General features: G+C 62.5%; 19 protein-coding genes. 17 read left to right on the top strand and 2 right to left on the bottom strand.

Features of this window, described 5'->3' with window-relative positions; translation table 11 throughout:
* Positions 1-2: 2 nt before the first annotated feature.
* From BN1124_RS12245 to BN1124_RS12180, 14 genes are all read left to right on the top strand, one after another.
* Positions 3-797, top strand: coding sequence for a ParA family protein (locus BN1124_RS12245; protein WP_042642227.1), 795 nt, complete (start codon positions 3-5; stop codon positions 795-797).
* Positions 794-1672, top strand: a complete 879-nt coding sequence (locus BN1124_RS12240; RefSeq protein WP_042642225.1) for a chemotaxis protein CheW — start codon at positions 794-796, stop codon at positions 1670-1672. The genes BN1124_RS12245 and BN1124_RS12240 overlap by 4 nt, the downstream gene beginning before the upstream one ends.
* Before the next feature lie 69 nt (positions 1673-1741).
* Entirely contained in the window at positions 1742-2230 is a 489-nt protein-coding gene (locus BN1124_RS12235) for a chemotaxis protein CheW (RefSeq protein WP_033130834.1), read from the top strand.
* Between the two features lie 92 nt (positions 2231-2322).
* Positions 2323-2709: a DUF2802 domain-containing protein gene (locus BN1124_RS12230; RefSeq protein ID WP_033130835.1), complete on the top strand. Its 387-nt coding sequence runs from the start codon at positions 2323-2325 to the stop codon at positions 2707-2709.
* A gap of 163 nt (positions 2710-2872) precedes the next feature.
* A complete protein-coding gene (gene ccmA, locus BN1124_RS12225; protein ID WP_042642223.1) occupies positions 2873-3514 on the top strand; it encodes a cytochrome c biogenesis heme-transporting ATPase CcmA in 642 nt (213 codons plus the stop codon).
* Positions 3514-4182 carry a heme exporter protein CcmB gene (gene ccmB / locus BN1124_RS12220; RefSeq protein ID WP_042642221.1) on the top strand — a complete coding sequence of 223 codons (669 nt, stop codon included), beginning with the start codon at positions 3514-3516 and terminating at the stop codon, positions 4180-4182. Before ccmA ends, ccmB begins: the two co-directional genes overlap by 1 nt.
* Positions 4183-4346: 164 nt before the next feature.
* Positions 4347-5087 carry a heme ABC transporter permease gene (locus BN1124_RS12215; RefSeq protein ID WP_042642219.1) on the top strand — a complete coding sequence of 247 codons (741 nt, stop codon included), beginning with the start codon at positions 4347-4349 and terminating at the stop codon, positions 5085-5087.
* Positions 5088-5089: 2 nt separating this feature from the next.
* Complete coding sequence (ccmD, locus tag BN1124_RS12210) at positions 5090-5296, top strand: heme exporter protein CcmD (RefSeq protein ID WP_042642217.1); 207 nt, start codon at positions 5090-5092, stop codon at positions 5294-5296.
* On the top strand, positions 5293-5784 hold the full coding sequence (gene ccmE, locus BN1124_RS12205; protein ID WP_042642216.1) for a cytochrome c maturation protein CcmE: 492 nt from the start codon (positions 5293-5295) through the stop codon (positions 5782-5784). Before ccmD ends, ccmE begins: the two co-directional genes overlap by 4 nt.
* Before the next feature lie 82 nt (positions 5785-5866).
* A complete protein-coding gene (locus BN1124_RS12200; RefSeq protein WP_042642215.1) occupies positions 5867-7825 on the top strand; it encodes a heme lyase CcmF/NrfE family subunit in 1959 nt (652 codons plus the stop codon).
* A complete protein-coding gene (locus BN1124_RS12195; RefSeq protein ID WP_042642214.1) occupies positions 7822-8352 on the top strand; it encodes a DsbE family thiol:disulfide interchange protein in 531 nt (176 codons plus the stop codon). The genes BN1124_RS12200 and BN1124_RS12195 overlap by 4 nt, the downstream gene beginning before the upstream one ends.
* An 11-nt stretch (positions 8353-8363) precedes the next feature.
* Positions 8364-8843 (top strand): cytochrome c-type biogenesis protein, encoded by a 480-nt coding sequence (locus BN1124_RS12190; protein WP_042642211.1) that lies wholly within the window; start codon positions 8364-8366, stop codon positions 8841-8843.
* Positions 8840-10120 carry a c-type cytochrome biogenesis protein CcmI gene (gene ccmI / locus BN1124_RS12185; protein WP_042642209.1) on the top strand — a complete coding sequence of 427 codons (1281 nt, stop codon included), beginning with the start codon at positions 8840-8842 and terminating at the stop codon, positions 10118-10120. The genes BN1124_RS12190 and ccmI overlap by 4 nt, the downstream gene beginning before the upstream one ends.
* Positions 10121-10199: 79 nt before the next feature.
* The gene (locus BN1124_RS12180) at positions 10200-11009 is read left to right on the top strand and encodes an MlaA family lipoprotein (protein ID WP_042642208.1); all 810 of its coding nucleotides are present in this window, start codon (positions 10200-10202) and stop codon (positions 11007-11009) included.
* A gap of 104 nt (positions 11010-11113) precedes the next feature.
* Here BN1124_RS12180 and sodB read toward each other — a convergent pair whose 3' ends face one another.
* Positions 11114-11698 (bottom strand): superoxide dismutase [Fe], encoded by a 585-nt coding sequence (sodB, locus tag BN1124_RS12175; protein ID WP_042642207.1) that lies wholly within the window; start codon positions 11696-11698, stop codon positions 11114-11116.
* A gap of 286 nt (positions 11699-11984) precedes the next feature.
* Between sodB and BN1124_RS12170 the strand changes: the two genes are divergently transcribed.
* Complete coding sequence (locus BN1124_RS12170) at positions 11985-12329, top strand: Grx4 family monothiol glutaredoxin (RefSeq protein ID WP_042642206.1); 345 nt, start codon at positions 11985-11987, stop codon at positions 12327-12329.
* Positions 12330-12396: 67 nt separating this feature from the next.
* Here BN1124_RS12170 and BN1124_RS12165 read toward each other — a convergent pair whose 3' ends face one another.
* Positions 12397-13608 (bottom strand): RsmB/NOP family class I SAM-dependent RNA methyltransferase, encoded by a 1212-nt coding sequence (locus tag BN1124_RS12165; RefSeq protein ID WP_042642204.1) that lies wholly within the window; start codon positions 13606-13608, stop codon positions 12397-12399.
* Positions 13609-13819: 211 nt separating this feature from the next.
* Here BN1124_RS12165 and BN1124_RS12160 point away from each other — a divergent pair, with 211 nt between their 5' ends.
* Both BN1124_RS12160 and BN1124_RS12155 read left to right on the top strand, forming a co-directional pair.
* Positions 13820-15796: a reprolysin-like metallopeptidase gene (locus BN1124_RS12160; protein WP_042642202.1), complete on the top strand. Its 1977-nt coding sequence runs from the start codon at positions 13820-13822 to the stop codon at positions 15794-15796.
* The gene (locus tag BN1124_RS12155; RefSeq protein WP_042642200.1) at positions 15793-16119 is read left to right on the top strand and encodes a hypothetical protein; all 327 of its coding nucleotides are present in this window, start codon (positions 15793-15795) and stop codon (positions 16117-16119) included. The genes BN1124_RS12160 and BN1124_RS12155 overlap by 4 nt, the downstream gene beginning before the upstream one ends.
* Positions 16120-16123 lie beyond the last annotated feature (4 nt).

Here is a 16123-nt window from a genome sequence, read left to right as displayed (position 1 = left end):
CAGTGATTGTTTGGACGGTTGCCAATCAGAAAGGTGGAGTCGGTAAAACCACCACAGTGGTCTCTCTCGCGGGGCTCTTGGCCCAGCGTGGCCAGCGCGTGCTGCTGATCGACACCGACCCTCATGCCTCCCTGACCTCCTATTTCGATTTCGACTCGGACCGGCTGGAGGGCACCCTCTATGAGCTGTTTCAGGCGGCCAAGCCCAGCGTCGAGTTGGTCAACCGCATGACCCTCAAGACCAAGTTCGACAACCTTCATCTGCTGCCTGCTTCCATTACCCTAGCGACCCTGGATCGGGTGATGGGCAACAGGGAAGGGATGGGACTGGTGCTCAAGCGCGCCCTGCTGCGGGTGCAGGAGCAATATGACTATGTGCTCATCGACTGTCCGCCGGTGCTCGGGGTGATGATGGTCAATGCCCTGGCGGCCTGCGATCGGATCCTGGTGCCGGTGCAGACCGAGTTCTTGGCCTTGAAGGGGCTGGAGCGGATGATGAAGACCTTCGAGATCATGCAGCGATCCAAGCGGGACAAGTTCCGCTATACCGTGATCCCGACCATGTTTGACAAGCGTACCCGCGCCTCCCTGATGACACTGCAGTCCATCAAGGAGCAGTATGGCGAGGCGGTGTGGAATGCGGTCATCCCCATCGACACCAAATTCCGGGATGCCAGCCTGCTGCACATCCCGCCTTCCATTTATGCGCCGGGCAGCCGTGGCACCTATGCCTACGAGACCCTGCTCAACCATCTCGATGCTCAGGAGCGTCAACGGACCCAAGAGGTGACAGCATGAGAGAAACCACCCAGGTTCGGGCCATGGATGATTATTTCAACTCCCTGCTGCTGGACGATGCCCTGCTGCGGGAGAGCCTGGATGATGACGAGGAGCCGGCGCCGGTATTGCAGCGTCAGGCCAAGCCCGCCTCCTTGCCCGAGGTGGTCGTCGCCCCTTATCTCGAGACCGACCAGCGGCTCGAGCAACTGAGCGAGCTGCTCGCCCAGGTGGGGCAGGTGCAGTTCGAGATGGACGCCTTGAGCCATGAGGAGAGCCACGCCGAACCTCTGCAAATCGAGGTGGCGTTGGAGACGCCGATCGAGCTCGAACAGCTGCTGCCAGAGATAGTGCCGGCACCTGTCGTCATCGAGCCGGCCACCCTGCTGGTGACCGAACCCGAGTTGGCGCCCCGGCTCGAGGTGGAGGCCGCTCCGTCGAGCTGGGAGAATCTGGACACCGGCAACGAGTTTCAGGCACTCTTCTTCGATGTGGCCGGGGTGACCTTTGCGGTGCCCCTGACCGAGCTTGGCGGCATTCACCAGCTGGGGGAGGTGACTTCCCTGTTCGGCCAGCCGGCCTGGTACCGCGGCATCATGGCCTCCCGGGATCAGAAGATGAACGTGGTGGACACGGCACTCTGGGTGATGCCGGATAGGTCACTGGATGTCACCGACTACAAGTATCTGATCATGCTGGGAGAGTCCCCCTGGGGGCTGGCCTGCCATCAGCTCAAGGGCACCGAGTTGTTGCGTCGGGACCAGGTGAAATGGCGCCATCAGGAGGGCAAGCGCCCCTGGCTGGCGGGCATGGTCAAGGAGAAGATGTGTGCCCTGCTGCACGTCAGGGAATTGCTGGTGCTGCTCGGGCGTGGCGTGAACATTGAAGGTCGCTGAGAATATCGGCAATACCGTGGTTTTATTGCTAATTTTACCCGTTGACGGGTTCATACAAGGATTAAGAGCATGACAGAGAAGCGCAATATCGCACAAAATCTGGCCGAAGATGAAGTGCTGCAGTGGGTGACCTTCCAGCTGGAAAACGAGACCTATGGCATCAACGTGATGCAGGTCCAGGAGGTGTTGCGCTACACCGAGATCGCCCCCGTGCCGGGTGCCCCTGACTATGTGCTGGGCATCATCAACCTGCGTGGCAACGTGGTGACCGTCATCGACACCCGCTCCCGCTTCGGCCTGCCGGCCGGGGATGTGAGCGAGAACTCCCGCATCGTCATCATAGAGGCGGAGAAGCAGGTGATCGGCATCATGGTGGACAGCGTGGCCGAGGTGGTCTATCTGCGCTCCTCCGAGATCGATCCCGCCCCGGCGGTGGGCACAGAGGAGAGCGCCAAGTTCATCCAGGGCGTCAGCAACCGCGACGGCCAACTGCTGATCCTGGTGGATCTCAACAAGCTGCTCTCGGACGAAGAGTGGGACGACATTGGCTCCCTGTAATGGGGAGAGGAAGTACGAGAGGATGCGGGCTCCGGGTGTGCACGCCCGGGGTCGCATCGCTCAGTCTGCGTTGACAGGAAGGTGATGGTTTGATGATTGAATTCGCAGCCTTGGGGTTGTCCTTGTTGGCACTGGTGCTGGCCCTGGTCGGGATATTCGGCCAGCGTCGCAGCCGACGAGAGTCCGAGGCCAGGATAGAGACGCTGCAAGGGCAGCTCGAGAGTCTGCGCAAGCAGATGATGGAGCTCCATACCGGTGCCATCGGCATGGGCCAGCGCCTGCAATCGGCCGAAGGGGCCATGCAGAAGATCCATGACAGCCAGCAGGAGTTGACCCTGCAGGATCCGGATCGCCGCCTCTACAGCCGCGCCGCCAAGATGGTGGAACTCGGCGCCGATCTCGACGAGGTCATGAGCGAGTGCGAGTTGCCACAAGCCGAGGCCGAATTGCTGATCTCCCTGCGCAAAGGCCGCTCCTGATTCCGAAGGGGAGGCGTTCGCTTCCCCTCTCTCTCCTGCCATATATTCCTCTGCCAAGGCGCGATCTCCCCCACAAATCCTGCTGATTGTTGGCATCTTTGAAAAGACGCCCTCCAATCCTGTGTTAACATGCAGGCCGCCTCTTTCCATTGATTAAATCCTCATGCTGCTTCAAGCCAACAATCTGAGCTGCGTGCGTGAAGATCGCACCCTGTTTGAACATCTCTCTTTCGCGGTGACCTCCGGCGATCTGGTGCAGATTGAGGGGCCGAACGGGGTGGGCAAGACCAGCCTGCTGCGGCTGCTGACCGGACTCTCCCAGCCCTTTGCCGGTGAGGTGTGCTGGAACGGGGAGGAGATCCGCCGTTGCCGTGATGAGTACCATGCCAACTTGCTCTATCTGGGCCATCAGCCCGGGGTCAAGGCAACCCTGACCCCCCTCGAGAATCTCGCCTTCTACCAGAAGCTGCACGGCACGGGCTCCACCGACGTGGATCTCTGGCAGGTGCTGGCCCAGGTCGGCCTCGCCGGTTTCGAAGATTATCCGGCGGGTCAGCTCTCGGCGGGCCAACAGCGCCGGGTGGCACTGGCCAGGCTCTGGCTGTCTGATCAGCCGGCACTCTGGATCCTGGACGAGCCCTTCACCGCCATCGACAAGCAGGGGGTCAAGGTGCTCGAGCGGTTGTTCCTGACCCACGCCGATCGCGGCGGCATGGTGATCCTCACCACCCACCAGGACCTGACCCTGATGCAGGGGCGCCTGACGACCCTCTCCCTCACTCCCCTGATGCAGGATGCCGTCTGATGCTGAGCGCCGTACTGACCCTGATCCAGCGAGAGTTGCTGATGGCCCTGCGCCAGCGTGCCGACATCTTCAATCCGCTCTGGTTTTTCCTCATCGTCATCACCCTGTTCCCCCTCGGCATAGGGCCCGAGCCCCAGCTGCTGGCCCGCATCGCCCCCGGCATCATCTGGGTGGCGGCCCTGCTGGCGGCCATGCTCTCCCTGGAGCGGCTGTTTCGCGATGACTTCAGCGACGGTGCGCTGGAGCAGATGATGCTGATGCCCCATCCGCTCGGGCTGCTGGCGCTGGCGAAAGTGGTTGCTCACTGGCTGCTGACCGGCCTGCCGCTGCTGCTGGTCTCCCCCCTGCTCGCCATCTTGCTCTCCCTGGACATGAAGACCTATCTGGCTGTGGTCGCCACCCTGGCCCTCGGCACCCCTGTGCTGAGCCTGCTCGGGGCGGTCGGGGTGGCGCTGACGGCGGGGTTGCGCAAGGGCGGGGTGCTGCTCAGCCTGCTGCTGTTGCCGCTCTATATTCCGGTGCTGATCTTCGCCACCTCCGCCATCGATGCGGCCAGCATGGGCATGCCCTATGCCGGCCAGCTCGCCATCCTGGGGGCCATGCTGGTGGGGGCCCTGACCCTGACGCCACTGGCGATTTCGGCGGCACTGCGGGTCAGCGTCAACTGATTAATTTTTTAGATGAGCTTCTTATGAGGCTTGTTTTGATAAAATATAATTGAGATAGATCAAGGGGATGGCTGCTTATCGCTTTCGGGGGATGTGATGTTTTCCGGCAGTGGGTATGGTGGGTCTCGCCACTAAAAATTAATAACTGAAAGGTTCTGTGAGCTATGTGGAAATGGTTGCACCCCTATGCCAAACCCGAGCGAGCCTACCGGCTGGCCGGGACCCTGCTGCCCTGGTTTGCCGTGATCAGTCTGCTTGCCTTCGTCATCGGCACCGTCTGGGGGCTGGCCTTTGCGCCCTCTGATTATCAGCAAGGGGACTCTTTCAGGATCATCTATATCCACGTGCCCTCCGCCATCCTCTCCATGGGCGCCTATTCCACCATGGCGGTGGCGGCCTTCATCGGCCTGGTGTGGCAACTGCGCATGGCCGACATGACGGTGGCCGCCGTCGCACCGGTGGGCGCCGTGTTTACCTTCATCGCTCTCTTCACCGGCGCCGCCTGGGGCAAGCCCATGTGGGGCACCTGGTGGGTCTGGGATGCGCGGCTCACCTCCGAGCTTATCCTGCTGTTCCTCTACCTCGGCGTCATCGCGCTCTACAACGCCTTCAGCGACAAGGTGGTGGCGGGACGCGCCGCCGGCATTTTGGCGCTGGTGGGGGTGATCAACCTGCCCATCATTCACTACTCGGTGGAATGGTGGAACACCCTGCACCAGGGCGCCTCCATCACCAAATTCGACAAGCCCTCCATCTCGGCCGAGATGCTGTGGCCGTTGCTCATCATGATACTGGCGTTCGCGACCTTCCTCGGCGCCCTGACCCTGATGCGATTCAGGAATGAACTGCTGATGCGGGAGTGGCATCGCCCCTGGGTCGCCGACATCGCCAGGCAGGAGAAGTAAGCATGCACTTTGCCTCGTTCAGTGACTTCATGGCCATGGGGGGCTACGCCTTCTACGTCTGGCTCTCCTTCGGTCTGACCTTGCTCTGTCTGGTCGGCATCGTCATTTCCACCCGGTTGAAGACCCGCAGCCTGCTCAACGAGTTGCGCAGCAAGCAGGCGCGTGAGGCTCGCCGCCAGGCGGCCCAGCAGATGGAGAACACCCTATGAACCCGAGACGCAAGAAACGCCTCACCATCATCCTGGCGATCAGCCTCGGCCTCGCCGGCGTGATCGGCCTGGTGCTCTATGCCCTCAGCCAGAACATCGATCTCTTCTATACCCCGAGCGAGTTGGTGGAGGGCAAGGGGCCGGACAAGATCAAGCCGGAAGAAGGGCAGCGGCTGCGCATCGGGGGCCTGGTGGTGCCAGGCTCGGTGGCGCGGGATCCCCAGAGCCTCAAGGTTGCCTTCAAGCTGGTGGATAACGGCGGCCATCTGGTGACGGTGGAGTTTGACGGCATCTTGCCGGACCTGTTCCGCGAGGGGCAGGGTATAGTCGCCCAGGGCACCCTCAAGGATGCCACCACGGTCGCCGCCTTCGAGGTGCTGGCCAAGCACGACGAGAACTACATGCCGCCGGAAGTGGCCGACGCCACCAACGGCATGCACTTCAAACCCGAATACACCGAGGCGCAGTTGAAGGGAGCCAAGCAATGAGCGCCTCCTTCCTGACGTCTTTTTCACCGTTTCTCGCCCGTGAACAGGTTCAGGTCGCGGCTCGATTGAAAGGAGCTCAACCATGATCCCTGAATTAGGGCAATTTGCACTGATCCTGGCCTTCGCCACCGCTTTGCTGCTGGGCAGTTACCCGCTGCTCGGTGCCAAGTGGGGGCGTCTGGGCATGATGTCGGCGGCCAGACCGCTGGCCTATGCCCAGTTCCTGTTGTTGCTGCTGTCGTTCCTCTGCCTGACCTGGGCCTTTGTGGACAACGATTTCACCGTACAGTATGTGGCCACCAACTCCAACAGCCTGCTGCCGCTCGCCTACCGCATCTCGGCGGTGTGGGGCGCCCACGAGGGCTCCCTGCTGCTGTGGGTGCTGACCCTCGGCGGCTGGACCGCCGCCGTGGCGCTGCTGAGCCGCAGCCTGCCGCTCGATGCGGTGGCGCGGGTGCTCGGGGTGCTGGGGCTCATCTCGGTCGGCTTCACCGCCTTCGTGCTGTTCACCTCGGATCCCTTCACCCGCACCCTGCCGTACTTCCCGGTGGACGGGCGCGATCTCAATCCGCTGTTGCAGGATCCCGGCCTCATCTTCCATCCACCCATGCTCTATATGGGCTACGTGGGCTTCTCGGTGGCCTTCGCCTTCGCCATCGCCTCCCTGATGACCGGCCGGCTCGACGCCACCTGGGCACGCTGGTCCCGTCCCTGGACCATGGCCGCCTGGGTCTTCCTGACCCTCGGCATCGTACTCGGCTCCTGGTGGGCCTATTACGAGCTCGGCTGGGGCGGCTGGTGGTTCTGGGATCCGGTGGAAAACGCCTCCTTCATGCCCTGGCTGGCGGGCACGGCCCTGCTGCATTCGCTGTCGGTGAGCGAGAAGCGCGCCAGCTTCAAGGCCTGGACAGTGCTGCTGGCGCTTTCGGCCTTCTCCCTGAGCCTGCTCGGCACCTTCCTGGTGCGCTCCGGCGTGCTGGTGTCGGTCCATGCCTTCGCCTCAGACCCGACCCGCGGCCTCTTCATCCTCGGCTTCCTGCTGGCGGTGATCGGCTCCTCTTTGCTGCTGTTCGCCTTCAAGGGCTCCCAGGTCAAGAGCCACGGCAAACATGAGCTGTGGAGTCGGGAGACCCTGCTGCTTGGCAACAACATCCTGCTGGTGGCGGGTCTGCTGACCGTGCTGCTCGGTACCCTGTTGCCCCTGGTGCACAAGGAGCTGGGGCTCGGTAGCATCTCCATCGGCACTCCCTTCTTCAACCACATCTACAGCTGGCTGATCATTCCGTTCGCCTTGCTGATGGGGCTGGGCCCCCTGTTCCGCTGGCGCCGTCAGGACGTTGGCGAGCTCAAGGGCAAGGTGGTATTGGCGCTGGTGCTGAGCCTAGCCGCCGCCTTCCTGCTGCCGTTGCTGCTGGCCGAGGAGTTCAAACCCTGGGCCGCGCTCGGCATCGGCCTCGGCGTCTGGATCATCATCACCAGCGTGCAGGAAACCTGGGTGCGCGCCACCCACAAGCACAGCTTCGCGACCGGTGTGCGCAAGCTCGGCAACAGCCACTGGGCCATGATCCTGGGTCACGTGGGGCTGGCGGTCAGCATCATCGGCATCGCCTGCACCCAGAATTACAGCATCGAGAAGGACCTGCGCATGCAGGCAGGCGACAGGGTGCAATTCGCCGACTACGAGTTCGTCTTCACCGGCATCAAGGAGAAGAACGGCCCCAACTACGATGGCTTCAAGGGTGTGCTGGAAGTGCACAAAAACGGTAAACAGGTCGCCCTGCTCAAGCCGGAGAAGCGGATGTACAAGGTGAGCCGCATGCCGATGACGGAAGCGGCCATTGATGCCGGTATCACCCGGGATCTCTATGCGGCGCTGGGCGAGCAGCTCGACAACGGTGCTTGGGCTGTGCGGATTTACTACAAGCCGTTCGTGCGCTGGATCTGGTTCGGCGGCGTCTTCATGGCCATCGGCGGCGTGCTGGCGATGCTGGACAAGCGCTACCGCTTCGGCCGTCGTGAAGAAGAGGAGAGCAAGGCATGAGCAAGAAGACCTGGCTGTTTCTGCTGCCCTTCATCATCTTCCTGATGGGGGCCGTGTTCCTGTTCAAGGGGCTCTACTCCGACCCAACCAAGCTCGAATCCGTGATGGTGGACAAGGAGGTGCCGATGTTCACCCTGCAGGACATCTATGACCTCAACAAGCAGCACGACAGGAGCATCCTCAAGGGGCGCCCCATGCTGCTCAACGTCTGGGCGACCTGGTGCCCGACCTGCTACGGGGAGCACACCTACCTCAAAGAGTTGGCGGGGCAGGGTATCTATATCGTCGGCATGAACTACAAGGACGAGCGGGACAAGGCCATCAAGTGGCTGGCGGAGCTCGGCAACCCCTATCAGGTCAACCTCTACGATCCGGACGGCATGCTGGGGCTGGATCTCGGGGTCTACGGCGCCCCCGAGACCTTCTTCATCGACAGCCAGGGCATCATCCGCTATCGCCACGTGGGGGATGTGAACCCCGAGGTCTGGGCCTCGACCCTCAAACCCATCTTCGATGCCATGAAATAAGGGAGCCATAGATGAAAACGCTTATTGCGTCCCTGCTGTTGATGGCGGGACTGTTTGGCGCCGGTCAGGCCCGCGCCGCCATCGACGTCTACACCTTCGACAGCGACGCCCAGGAGCAGACCTTCCGCGAGCTGACCAAGGAGCTGCGTTGCCCCAAGTGCCAGAACCAGGACATCGCCGATTCCAACGCCGGGCTCGCGAAAGACCTGCGGGACAAGACCTACCAGATGGTGCGGGAAGGGAAAGACAAGCAGCAAGTGGTGGACTACATGGTGGCCCGCTACGGCAACTTCATCCTGTATGACCCGCCCATGATGGCCTCGACCCTGATCCTGTGGCTCGGCCCCTTGCTGGTCATCGTCATCGGCGCCGCCACCGTGGTGGTGCGTAGCCGCCGCCGTTCCCCCGCTACCGTCCGGGCAGAGAGTGCCCTGAGCGAACAAGAGCAGGCCCGGCTGGCCGCCCTGCTCAAAGAGGAAGAGAAACAATGACCGCTTTTTGGATGGTGATCGCGGCCCTGCTAGTGTTGGTGAGCCTGGCGCTGATCCTGCCGCTGTGGCGCGGTGAGGGCAGCCAGAGCATCAGCCGCTCGGCGCTCAACAAGCAGCTCTATCGCCAGCGTGTGCTGGAAATTGGCGAGGAGCGCGACCAGGGCGTGCTGGCGGAGGAAGGGGAATCCCTGGTGGAGCTGCAACGCAGCCTGTTGGACGACATTCCCGATGTGGAGCAGACCGCCCGAGGCGGCAAGAGTCTGGTGTGGATCCCGGGGGTGCTGGTGTTGGTGGTGGTGAGCCTCGGCCTCTACTACAAGCTCGGCGCCTGGCCGGAGGTGCAGCGCTGGCAGGATGCCAGCAGCCGGCTCGGGGAGCTGAGCAACCGCATCCTGGTGGAGCGGGATGCCCAGGTGACCGAGCAGGATCTGCTGGACTTCACCCTGGGGCTGCGTACCCGTCTCAAGGATGAACCGAACGATTACCGTGGCTGGCTGCTGCTGGGTCGGCTGACCCTGGATGGCAACGATCCCGAGATGGCGCGTGAGGCGCTGGAGAGGGCCTATGGCCTGGCTCCGCAAAAAGCCATGGTGGCGGTGCCCTATGCCCAGGCGCTGATGATGACCGGGGAGGAGGCACAGGCGGCACAGTTGCTGCAGGCCGCCATCGCCCAGGATCCGAAAAACATCGAGGCGCGCTCCGTCTATGCCTTCATGGCGCTGCAGAAGGAAGACTTCCAGACCGCCCTCGACCGCTGGCAGGCGATGTTGCCGCTGCTTGAGAAGGGCTCGACTCGCCACGCCATGGTGGAGCGCTCCATCGAGTACGCCGAGCAGCAACTGCGCCAGCGTGGCATAGCCCCGACCGCCGCCCCGGCCACCCAGAGTGAGCAGGCTGGCACACAGGCACCGGCTCAGGTGCTGGCGGTGAAGGAGGGGGAATTCCCGCTGCATATCACCCTGGCGCCGGGGATCCAGCTGCCGGAAGACGCCCACTTGTTCGTGTTTGCGGTGATCCCCAACGGCCCGCCCATGCCGATCGCGGTCAAGCGTATCCCAGGTCCCGGCTTCCCGCTGACCCTGTCTCTCGGGGATGGTGACGCCATGATGGAGGGCAGCAAGCTGGCAGCCTATCCCGAGTTGCAGTTCAAGGCCCGTTTGTCCCGTGGCGGCAACGTCATGAACAAGGAAGGGGCCTTCGAAGGGGTCTCCGTCACGGTACCGACGACCTCAATTCCTACAGCGCCGATTGACATCCGCATCGATCACGCCCTCTAATACCCTCTTGGCCCGACCCCAGGATGGGGCGGGCTACCTATAATTCATAAAGATTCCCAAAAAAGCTTAGGACTTTCATATGTATCTGCGTTCAGGAGCATTGGCAGTGGCACTGCTATTGGGGGGCTGTGCGGGTGGCCCTCCCAAGCCGGGCCCAGAGAGCCTGGATCTCGAAGAAACCCCAAACCGCCCCGAGGCCACCAGCACGGCCAGCGATCCCCGTGACCCCTTCCAGGGTGCCAACCGTGCCATGTGGGCGGTCAACTACGATGTGCTTGAGCCCTATGTGGCCCGTCCCGTGGTGCACGGCTATGCCCGCTATGTGCCGCAGGGGGTGAAGGACGGCATCGACAATTTCGTGGATAACTTCGACGAGCCGAGCAGCATGGTCAACCACCTGCTCACCGGTGACTTGAAAGGCGCGGGCACCAACCTCGGCCGCTTTACCCTCAACACCACCGTGGGTCTGCTGGGGATCTTCGATGTGGCCAAGCATGCCGGTCTCGAGCGCAACATGCTGGAGATGGATACCGTGCTCGGCAAGGCTGACATCGGCGATGGCGCCTACATCATGGTGCCTGTCTACGGCCCGACCACTACCCGTGAGCTGGTGGGCGATACCATAGATACCATCTACTTCCCCTATGCCCTGCTGACCTTCCCGCTGCGGGTAGTGCACTGGGCGCTGGACGGGGTAGGGACGCGAGCCAAGCTGATCGATCAGGAGCGGATCATCGACAACGCGCTCGATCCTTATGCCCTGACCAAGGACTTCTACCTGCAGTACAACGATGGCAAGGTGAGTGGTCGCCAGCCTGATCTCAAGCAGCAGAAGGGCCAGCAAGATGACAGCAACCTGGACGAGTATCTGGACGAGATAGACCAATAAGGCTTGCTGAAGCACAAGAGAGGCGCCCACGGGCGCCTCTCTTGTTGATTGCTGGCCATAAAAAAACGCCCCGCGGTGCGGGACGTTTTGGCAAGAGCGGGCTATCAGGCAGCCAGGTTCTTGGCCACGAATTCCCAGTTGACCAGGGTCCAGAAGGTTTCCATGTACTTCGGACGCAGGTTGCGGAAATCGATGTAGTAGGCGTGCTCCCACAGGTCGACGGTCAGCAGCGGGGTGGTCCCGGCTTCGGTCAGCGGGCAGCCGGCGTTGGAGGTGTTGACGATGGCCAGGGAGCCGTCGGCTTTCTTCACCAACCAGGTCCAGCTAGAGCCGAAGTTGCCGATGGCAGACTTGGTGAACGCATCCTTGAACTCGGCGAAGGAGCCGAAGGCCTTGATGATGGCATCGGCCAGGGCGCCAGTCGGCTCGCCACCGCCGTTCGGGGAGAGGCAGTGCCAGTAGAAGGTGTGGTTCCAGATCTGGGCGGCGTTGTTGAAGACACCACCGGTGGAGGTCTTGATGATCTCTTCCAGAGACTTGCCTTCAAACTCGGTACCCGGCACCAGGTTGTTCAGGTTGACCACGTAGGTGTTGTGGTGCTTGCCGTGGTGATATTCCAGGGTCTCCTGGGAGATGTGCGGTTCCAGAGCATTGATTGCATAGGGCAGAGCGGGAAGTTCGAAAGCCATTTTCTACTCTCCATTGGCTGGACCGTGCGACAGCGACGGTTGCAAGACATTGCGTACTCTTTTCTATTTTGAAAAGAATTGTTGTTAAAATAGGGGGCCGAAAGGCCCAAAGCCCGTCGATTGTAGCAGTATCAAAGATGGGCTAACAACTCTTGATTCTCGCCATGACTTGGATCAAGCTGCCGCTTATTGACCCATATCTTCTTGCACTTCGCACGGTTTGCCAGTTTGTGGTCTGCCCGGTTTGCAGTAGAATGGCCGCCGAAATCGCTCTAGTGAGGCACCTATGGAAACTATCGAAAAGATCAAACAGCAACTGGCTGACAACCCCATCATCCTCTACATGAAGGGATCCCCCAAGCTGCCCAGCTGCGGTTTCTCTGCCCAGGCTTCCCAGGCCATGATGTCCTGCGGTGAGCCCTTTGCTTACGTCGACATCCTGCAAAACCCGGACATCCGCGCCGAGTTGCCGAAGTTCGCCAACTGGCCCACCTTCCCCCAGCTGTGGGTGGAAGGGGAGCTGGTCGGTGGCTGCGACATCATGATCGAGATGTTCCAGGCCGGTGAGCTGCAGACCCTGATCAAGGAAGTGGCCGCCAAGCACAAGCAAGATGAGGCCGCCGCCGAATAAGGTCGCATCCACATCATGCAAAAAGGGGGAGCCAATGGCTCCCCCTTTTTTATTCAGGCTGACGGTGTCAGCCGATGCGTTCGATCCGCGCCATGTAGAAGCCGTCGAAGCCGGTCTCGGCCGGGCTGACGGTATGATCGTCACGCAGCCGGTAGTTGTCGTTGGCGGCCAGGAACTTGTCCACCTGCTGGCGGTTCTCCTGGGGCAGGATGGAGCAGGTTGCATAGACCAGCAGGCCGCCGACCTTAACCATCTGGCTGTAGCGCTGCAGGATTTCCTCTTGCAGGGCCATCAGCACCGGCAGGCGTTCGGCGGTGTCGCGCCACTTGGCATCCGGGTTGCGCTTGAGCACGCCCAGGCCGGAGCAGGGCACGTCCAGCAGCACCCGATCGGCGGTGCCTTTGAGGCGCTTGACGGTCTTGCTGCTCTCGATGACCCGGGTTTCCACGTTGTGGGCACCGGCGCGGCGGGCGCGCTGCTTGAGGTTCTCCAGCTTCCACTCTTCCACGTCCATCGCCAGCAGACGGCCCTTGCCGCTCATCATGGCGGCGATGTGCAGGGTCTTGCCACCGGCACCGGCGCAGGCGTCGATGACGCGCATGCCCGGGGTGACTTCAAGAGCGGCGGCGACCAGCTGGGAGCCGGCATCCTGTTGCTCGAACAAGCCATCGGCGAACGCCTTGGTGCGGAACAGGGCGGCGTCAGAGGTGACCTGCAGGGCGGTCGGTACACCCTCCACCGGTATGGTGTTGACCCCTTCTTTGGCCAGGGCGGCTTGCAACTGCTCAAGGGTGCCCTTGAGGGTGTTGACCCTCAGGTAGCGCTTGGGCATCCAGGCCAGGGCGGCACGTTCGGCAGGCCAGGCGTCACCCAGCTGCTCGCTGCCGAGTTTTTCCAGCCAGCTCGGGCAGCCATCCATCAGCACCGGATTCTTCTTGGCCTCGCTGAGACGGCGGCGGAAGGCCTCTTCGTTGAAGCGATCCAGGGTCGGGTGGTTCGACTGAGCTATCTTGTGGAAGGCGTGCCAGCTGTGCAGCAGCGGCCAGACGTTCTTGGAGGCCTGACGCACCTGGATGCCGGTCAGGGCGCAATAGAGGCTGAGGCGGCGCAGCAGATCGCCGGTGACCAGGGCAATCCTTGCCTGTTCTTGCGGTTTGAGTTCGATGCCGGAGAAGTGACGGGCATAGGCTCTGTCCAGGGTGAGACCCTGGGCCAATACATCGTCAACGATGGCAACGACCAGATCCCCGGAACGGGGCAACAGTGGGGACTTGAGCATGAGATTAACCTTGGCCAAAAAAGGATGAACCGGCCCCGTTGCACAGGGGGTTCTGAAACGGACAAATCCGCGCAATGATAGGGGTTAGACCGCGTTGGCGCAACCGTCCCCATACGGGGAATGTACAGCGGATGGCGCTGGACTTATCGGCGTGGCGGGAAAATGATGTTGGGCAGTTCGGGCGAACGCATTAAAAAAAGGAATTAAAAAGATGCCGTTGATGAAACATTCTCCGTTGGTGCTGATGGTGGCCGGGCTGCTGGCCTCCAGCGGCCTTGCCGCCAAGGAGTGGAACACGGTCGCGGCGCGAGCCACCGCCGCCGATGGCTACGAGGTACGAGCCAGCCAATACAGAATCGCCACCGTGCCCGCCGATCACTTCGCCGGCTTGCTGGCGGGGGAGTCGCGGTTGACCCTGCCCCTGCCGGACGGCAACGAGGTTGTTTTCAGCCTGCAATCTTATGATCTGCTGCCTGCGGATCTGGCCGCCAAGTATCCCGACATCCGTGCCTTCAAGGGATACAACGAGTCCAGTCCGGTAGAGACGGGGCGCTTCGATCTGGGGCCGCAGGGCTTCCACGCCATGTTCAGCCATCAGGGCAAGATGGTGTTCGTCGATCCCCTGCGCAATGGGGAAGGCTACGTCGTCTATTACCAGCAGGATGCCCACAGCCGGCTGGAAGAGGAGGCGGACAGCGTCATCGGCAGCCAGGCCAGAACGCTGGCGCGTCAGGTGCTGGTGGATGGCAACGAGCGCAAGCGCTACGTCATCGCCATCTCGGCGGCAGGGGAGTACACCCAGTACCATGGCGGCACAGTGGCTGCCGGGCTGGGAGCCATCGCCACCCTGCTGAACCGGGTCAACGAGGTGTATCAGCGCGACGTCGCCGCCGAGTTCCAACTCGCCAGCGGCAACGACACCATCATCTACACGGATACAGCGTCCGATCCCTTCCAGAACGATGACAACGACATCGACATCAACGTCGCCGTGCAACAAGCCGCCCAGACCCAGGCAGGCACCAAACTCGGCGCCTTCGACATCGGTCACGTGGTCAACACCGGGGGCGGTGGCCTGGCACAGCTCGACTCGCTGTGTGGGGGCAGCGAGAAATCGGCCGGCATGACGGGCTCTCCCAACCCGGTTGGGGATGCCTTCTTCATCGACTATGTGGCCCACGAGATAGGCCACCAGTTTGGCGCCGAGCACACCTTCAACGGCACCACCGGCAGCTGCGGCGGCGGCAACCGCTCCCCCGACCAGGCCTGGGAGCCGGGCAGCGGCAGCTCCATCATGGCCTATGCCGGGATCTGCGGGGCCGAGAACCTGCAGCCCAACAGCCTGCCCTATTTCCACAGCAAATCCATCGAGCAGATGCGGGCCCGCATGGCGGCCGTGCCGAGCTGCGGCACTGCCCTGAGCCTGGTCAACAACGCGCCCCAGGCGGCTGCCGGCGGCGACTATGTGATCCCGGCCAATACCCCCTTCGTGCTCAAGGGGGCCGGGGCCGATCTGGACCAGGATCCCCTGACCTACACCTGGGAGCAGATCGATCTGGGCACCGAGTCCTTCAGCGCCGCCAGCATGGTGGACGATGGCTCCCGCCCGCTGTTCCGCTTCGTGGCGCCGACGGCGGTACCGGAGCGCGTGCTGCCAAGCCTGCCCTCCCTGCTCTCCAATACCCTGGCGAAGGGGGAGGCCTGGCCCGCCACCAACCGGGATCTCAACTTCCGTCTCACGGTGCGCGATGGCAAGGGCGGGGTTGCCAGCGATGACATGAAGATCCAGGTGGTCAACACCGGCAAGGCGTTCGGCCTGACCAGCCCGCTCATCACGCCGCTCGCGGCGGGTCATAACCAGACCATCAGCTGGGAAGTGGCGGGCACCAACGCAGCCCCCATCAATTGCAGCAGGGTGGATCTCGCCATGACCCGGGACGAGGGGACGAGCTGGCTCCCGCTTGCGAGCGGCCAGCCGAACTCTGGCTCGGCCAGCGTCACCATCCCGGCCGGTAACGATGGCACCGCCAGATTGAGGGTCGCCTGCAGCGACAATATCTTCTTCGCCATCAGCCCGCTCAAGCTGTCGGTGACCCAGCGGGTGGAAGAGGGCGGTGGCGGGGGTGGTGCCCTCGGCCTCTGGACCCTGGCGCTGGCCCTGCTGGGCTGGTCGCGGAGACGGGGATGAGGGCCGGTTACGCCTTGCTGCTGGTGCTGCTCGCGGGTTGTCAGGCGGATGCCGGCACCCTGGAGCAGGCCGTTGAGCAGAGCCTGACCCTGCAGGATTACCGGCTGATCGTGCGGGCCGGTCGCGGCGAGGTGGCCCCCGGCATCCCGGCCGAGGCGCAAGCCGAGGCCAAGGCGCGCTGCGGCGTGCGCTACCTCGATGGGCTGGGGGATGTGATAAGGCCCGACCAGAAAGAGGATCACGCCAAACTCAGCGCCTACGCCGCCGAATACAACCAGCGCATGCTGGCGCACTGCCCCAAGACGCCGCCGCCGGAGAAATAAGCGC

The organism is Aeromonas eucrenophila, assembly GCF_000819865.1.
In the GTDB taxonomy this organism is placed as follows: Bacteria; Pseudomonadota; Gammaproteobacteria; order Enterobacterales; family Aeromonadaceae; genus Aeromonas; species Aeromonas eucrenophila.
The sequence above is the reverse complement of the archived record's forward strand: the minus strand, read 5'-3'. Positions and strand labels throughout refer to the sequence as shown.

Bases quoted from the DNA above. Each gene is read 5' to 3' on its own strand.
- ccmB (WP_042642221.1), top strand. From the start codon at position 3,514: ATGCTGAGCGCCGTACTGACCCTGATCCAGCGAGAGTTGCTGATGGCC.
- BN1124_RS12230 (WP_033130835.1), top strand. From the start codon at position 2,323: ATGATTGAATTCGCAGCCTTGGGGTTGTCCTTGTTGGCACTGGTGCTG.
- BN1124_RS12200 (WP_042642215.1), top strand. From the start codon at position 5,867: ATGATCCCTGAATTAGGGCAATTTGCACTGATCCTGGCCTTCGCCACC.
- BN1124_RS12180 (WP_042642208.1), top strand. From the start codon at position 10,200: ATGTATCTGCGTTCAGGAGCATTGGCAGTGGCACTGCTATTGGGGGGC.
- BN1124_RS12190 (WP_042642211.1), top strand. From the start codon at position 8,364: ATGAAAACGCTTATTGCGTCCCTGCTGTTGATGGCGGGACTGTTTGGC.
- BN1124_RS12240 (WP_042642225.1), top strand. From the start codon at position 794: ATGAGAGAAACCACCCAGGTTCGGGCCATGGATGATTATTTCAACTCC.
- BN1124_RS12165 (WP_042642204.1), bottom strand. From the start codon at position 13,608: ATGCTCAAGTCCCCACTGTTGCCCCGTTCCGGGGATCTGGTCGTTGCC.
- sodB (WP_042642207.1), bottom strand. From the start codon at position 11,698: ATGGCTTTCGAACTTCCCGCTCTGCCCTATGCAATCAATGCTCTGGAA.
- BN1124_RS12160 (WP_042642202.1), top strand. From the start codon at position 13,820: ATGCCGTTGATGAAACATTCTCCGTTGGTGCTGATGGTGGCCGGGCTG.
- ccmD (WP_042642217.1), top strand. From the start codon at position 5,090: ATGCACTTTGCCTCGTTCAGTGACTTCATGGCCATGGGGGGCTACGCC.
- ccmI (WP_042642209.1), top strand. From the start codon at position 8,840: ATGACCGCTTTTTGGATGGTGATCGCGGCCCTGCTAGTGTTGGTGAGC.
- ccmA (WP_042642223.1), top strand. From the start codon at position 2,873: ATGCTGCTTCAAGCCAACAATCTGAGCTGCGTGCGTGAAGATCGCACC.
- BN1124_RS12215 (WP_042642219.1), top strand. From the start codon at position 4,347: ATGTGGAAATGGTTGCACCCCTATGCCAAACCCGAGCGAGCCTACCGG.
- BN1124_RS12155 (WP_042642200.1), top strand. From the start codon at position 15,793: ATGAGGGCCGGTTACGCCTTGCTGCTGGTGCTGCTCGCGGGTTGTCAG.
- ccmE (WP_042642216.1), top strand. From the start codon at position 5,293: ATGAACCCGAGACGCAAGAAACGCCTCACCATCATCCTGGCGATCAGC.
- BN1124_RS12195 (WP_042642214.1), top strand. From the start codon at position 7,822: ATGAGCAAGAAGACCTGGCTGTTTCTGCTGCCCTTCATCATCTTCCTG.
- BN1124_RS12235 (WP_033130834.1), top strand. From the start codon at position 1,742: ATGACAGAGAAGCGCAATATCGCACAAAATCTGGCCGAAGATGAAGTG.
- BN1124_RS12170 (WP_042642206.1), top strand. From the start codon at position 11,985: ATGGAAACTATCGAAAAGATCAAACAGCAACTGGCTGACAACCCCATC.